Source organism: Pedobacter sp. HMWF019 (assembly GCF_003061025.1).
GTDB lineage: Bacteria > Bacteroidota > Bacteroidia > Sphingobacteriales > Sphingobacteriaceae > Pedobacter.
The window spans coordinates 1-3717 of record NZ_QAIL01000479.1 but is presented as its reverse complement, the minus strand read 5'-3'; the positions used below and the strand labels follow the sequence as shown (position 1 = coordinate 3717).

The 3717-nt window shown below is 39.4% G+C and carries 3 protein-coding genes; 2 read left to right on the top strand and 1 reads right to left on the bottom strand.

All coding sequences use genetic code 11. The features are described from left to right. Nucleotides 1–1455, top strand: a 1455-nt coding sequence (locus tag DBR11_RS24890) for a beta-N-acetylhexosaminidase (protein ID WP_108555285.1), incomplete at its 5' end; no start/stop codon positions are given. 1 nt (nt 1456) lies between these two features. After that, nucleotides 1457–3385: a heparinase II/III family protein gene (locus tag DBR11_RS24885; protein ID WP_108555284.1), complete on the top strand. Its 1929-nt coding sequence runs from the start codon at nt 1457–1459 to the stop codon at nt 3383–3385. A 12-nt stretch (nt 3386–3397) separates the two neighbouring features. On the opposite strand, the gene DBR11_RS24880 is transcribed toward DBR11_RS24885, so the two are convergent. Then, nucleotides 3398–3717, bottom strand: a 320-nt coding sequence (locus tag DBR11_RS24880) for an Lrp/AsnC family transcriptional regulator (protein ID WP_108555283.1), incomplete at its 5' end; no start/stop codon positions are given.

Below are 3717 nucleotides of genomic sequence, written 5' to 3'. Positions count from 1 at the left end.
AATGCGGATAATATAGCCTGGTACCTCAAGACTGAAGTTTTAAAAACTACTGGAATAGTACTTCACAACGAAGAGAAAACCAACAGGCCAGCCATTTTTTTAAATCTAAAATATAAAAAACCTGATCCCGGAGAATCCTATCACCTTATTATTGAAAACAATCTGGTTGTTATACAGGCGAGCAGCGAAAAAGGCTTATTTTATGGAGTTGTTTCTCTTTTGCAGATGTTGAGGACTGCAAAAATTAAACATGGAGTTGCTGAGATTTCAGGCTGCAAAATAACAGATGCACCCGCTTATGCCTGGAGGGGTCTGATGCTGGATGAGTCCCGCCATTTTTTTGGAAAAGAAAAGGTTAAGGAAATCCTGGATTGGATGGCGTTTTATAAATTGAATCGTTTACACTGGCATTTAACAGATGAACCTGCCTGGCGTTTAGAAATAAAGAAATATCCAAATTTGGCTCTTATAGGAGGCATAGGTGATTACCTAAACGAAAATGCTCCTGCCAAATATTATTCACAGGAAGATATAAAAGAAATCATTGCTTACGCTGCCAACAGGTTTATTGAAGTTATTCCTGAAATTGATATGCCAGGACATGCTACTGCTGCAAATAGGGCATATCCAGAATACAGTGGTGGAGGTACACCAGAGCATCCCGAGTTCACCTTTAATCCAGGCTTAGAAAAAACATATAGCTACCTAACTGATATTTTAAAGGAAATCAGTGTTTTATTTCCTTCGCAAATGATTCATTTAGGCGGGGATGAGGTTAGTTTTGGTAATGAGAAATGGAAAACCAATCCCGATATTATCAGCTTGATGAATACTAAAAATCTTAAGGATGTAAAAGAAGTGGAGGATTACTTTATGAAGCGGATGGCCGATTCTGTTTTTCGTCTGAACTCAAAACTTCTGGTTTGGGATGAGATGGCAAATGCAGGTTTACCGACAGAGAAAACGATTATGTTTTGGTGGCGGCATGACCAGCCTAAGCAGTTAAGGACATTAATGGAGAAAAGATATAGGACTGTTTTATGCCCACGTTTGCCATTGTATTTTGATTTCGTCCAGGACAGTACACACAGATATGGGCGGAAGTGGAATAAATTGTATAGTCCAATAGAAGATGTTTACAATTTTAATGCAGCAGGATTTGTAGAGAAAGAACAGGAGCTGAGTTTTATTGAAGGTATCCAGGCAAATCTATGGACGGAAACTGTACCCGATCGGGCACGCCTGGACTTTTTATTGTTTCCCCGCCTGGCTGCACTGGCAGAATCGGCCTGGACAAAACAAAAGAATAAAAATCTGGAGGCTTTCAAATTCAGGTTGAAAAGCCATATTAATTTGTACAACCAGGCGGGGCTGTATTACTACGATCCGTTTCAACCCGGTCAGCATCCTGAAACACCAGTAAAGAGAAAGAAGCCATTGAATTATAAAGATTGATATGAAAAGAATAATGATTTCTATCCTTATCATGTCCTTTGTCTGGACAGGTAAGGCCCAATTACCTGCAAAAAACTGGCTAAGCAAAGCATACAATACAAATGGTCAAGGTGTTTTTAAAAACCTAGGTCTGTGGCAAAACCAACAGCGGGAGGAAACCTTGTCTAAAATTGCTGGCCTGGCGGATAGTGTTAAAACCAAAATTCTTAAAAACGCAGAAATTGGAAACCAATATACCTGGCCTTCATTGCCTGCAAGTTTATATCTTGATTACAAATTTACCGGAACCCGGATCAATTATGAGAATCTGCAGTCCGAGCGACGCAGAATTTTGTCCAATCTGGTATTGGGTGAACTCGTTCAAAATCAAGGCCGTTTCCTACCGCAGATTGTAAATGGTCTATGGCTCATTCTTGAAGAGAGTACCTGGGTTGCACCGGCACATATTGTGGTGCAAAAAGAAGGTGCAGATCTGCCCAATATCCAAAATCCATACATTGATCTGAATGCATCGAGAACAGGGGCGACTGTTGCGGTCATTTATAACCTGCTCAGTCCACAGTTGGGTAAATACTCAAAAGTGATCAATAGTAGAATTGAATATGAGCTTAACCGAAGGATTTTTCAACCTTATCTTAAATATGATAACTTCTGGTGGATGGGATTTAAAGGAAATACGGTAAATAACTGGAATACTTTTAACAATACAAATTGTATGCAGGCAGCTTTATTGATGCTTAAACCAGGCGACTCCCTGGATCGGTTCAGCAAAAAACTCTTGTTAAGTACAGACCAGTTCATCAATCATTATCCTGAGGACGGTGGCTGCGATGAGGGCCCCTCTTACTGGGATATGGCCGGTGGTAAGCTTATACGTTTAATTAGCCTGGTGAACAGTGCGTCTGAAGGTAAACTGAATTGGTCAGACAAAGAACTTCTGCACAGAATGGGGACTTATACTTACAAGATGCAGATTGCAAACAACAATATGGTCAATTTTGCAGATGCTTTTTCTAAATACCTGCAAAATTCAGAAAGTGTTTATCGTTACGGAAAGCTATTTCATGATGAAACTTTAAAAGCATATGCCTCCTTTATATTGAATTACAAAAAAGCAGAACTTCCGCTTGATGATGTGAACGAATTTGTACAGACCCTACAGGTGTATGAGGAGATAAAAAAGATCAATCCGAAAGCACCTTATCCGCTGGAAGAAGTGTTGCCAGATCTGCAAGTTTTTACAGCCCGCAGTAAAAAAGGAAGTATTGATGGATTGTTTCTTGCTGCAAAAGGTGGGAATAATGCCGAGAGCCACAATCACAACGATATTGGTAATTTTATGGTGTATGCTGATGGAAAACCATTATTGATTGACGCAGGGGTGGGTACGTATACAGCAAAAACTTTTAGCAGCAAACGTTATGAACTGTGGAACGTGCAATCTCAATGGCACAACTGCCCGGGTATTAATGGTACAGATCAAATGGATGGTAAAAAGTTTGCTGCCACAGATTTTAAGATTGATCACCCAGGTCCTGAAGAAACGACCTTTTCTGTAAACATTGCCGGGGCCTATCCAGAACCTGCTCAGGTTAAGTCCTGGATAAGAAGCTTACAGTTTAACCGTTCCGATAATGAGATTATTTTAAGCGAGGATTTTGAACTTAAAAGATTTGTAAAAGAAAATATTTTAAATTTTATCAGTCCGCTGAAAATGAAGTTGGAAAGAGATCGTATTCTATTTCCTGAATTTCCTGGCTATAGTATAATTTATAATCCGGAGCAGTTCAGCGTGCAAATGGAGACTAAGCTGATGGATGATGACCGTTTCAAGAAGGCTTGGGGCAATGAGATTTACAGGCTGCGATTTATATCTAAAGGAAAGGGATTAAAGGGTAAATATATCTTGAAAATTAGAAAAGACAGATAATTTCATTGGCCTTTACAAAGGATAGGCGGTTTCACTTTTTGGTTCAGACAAAACAAAGAAGCTTTGCACCGTACTGATATTGGGCAGTGTAGCCAGTTTATTTCGTAGAAACATATGATAGGCATCCATGTCGCTTGTAGAAATGCGCAAAATGAAATCGAAAGCACCAGTCATCTGAAAACATTCCATAACCTCGCCGAATTTGGAGACTTCGTGTTCAAATTCATATAGGGTATCTGCTGTATGGTCTTTCAAAAACACATGTGAAAATGCAAGTAAACTTTTGTTTATTTTCTTACGGTCGAGGATGGCAACCACTCTTTGTATATAGC

What these genes read in the sequence shown, in the direction of transcription:
- DBR11_RS24885 (WP_108555284.1), top strand. Translation starts at nt 1,457, where the DNA reads ATGAAAAGAATAATGATTTCTATCCTTATCATGTCCTTTGTCTGGACA.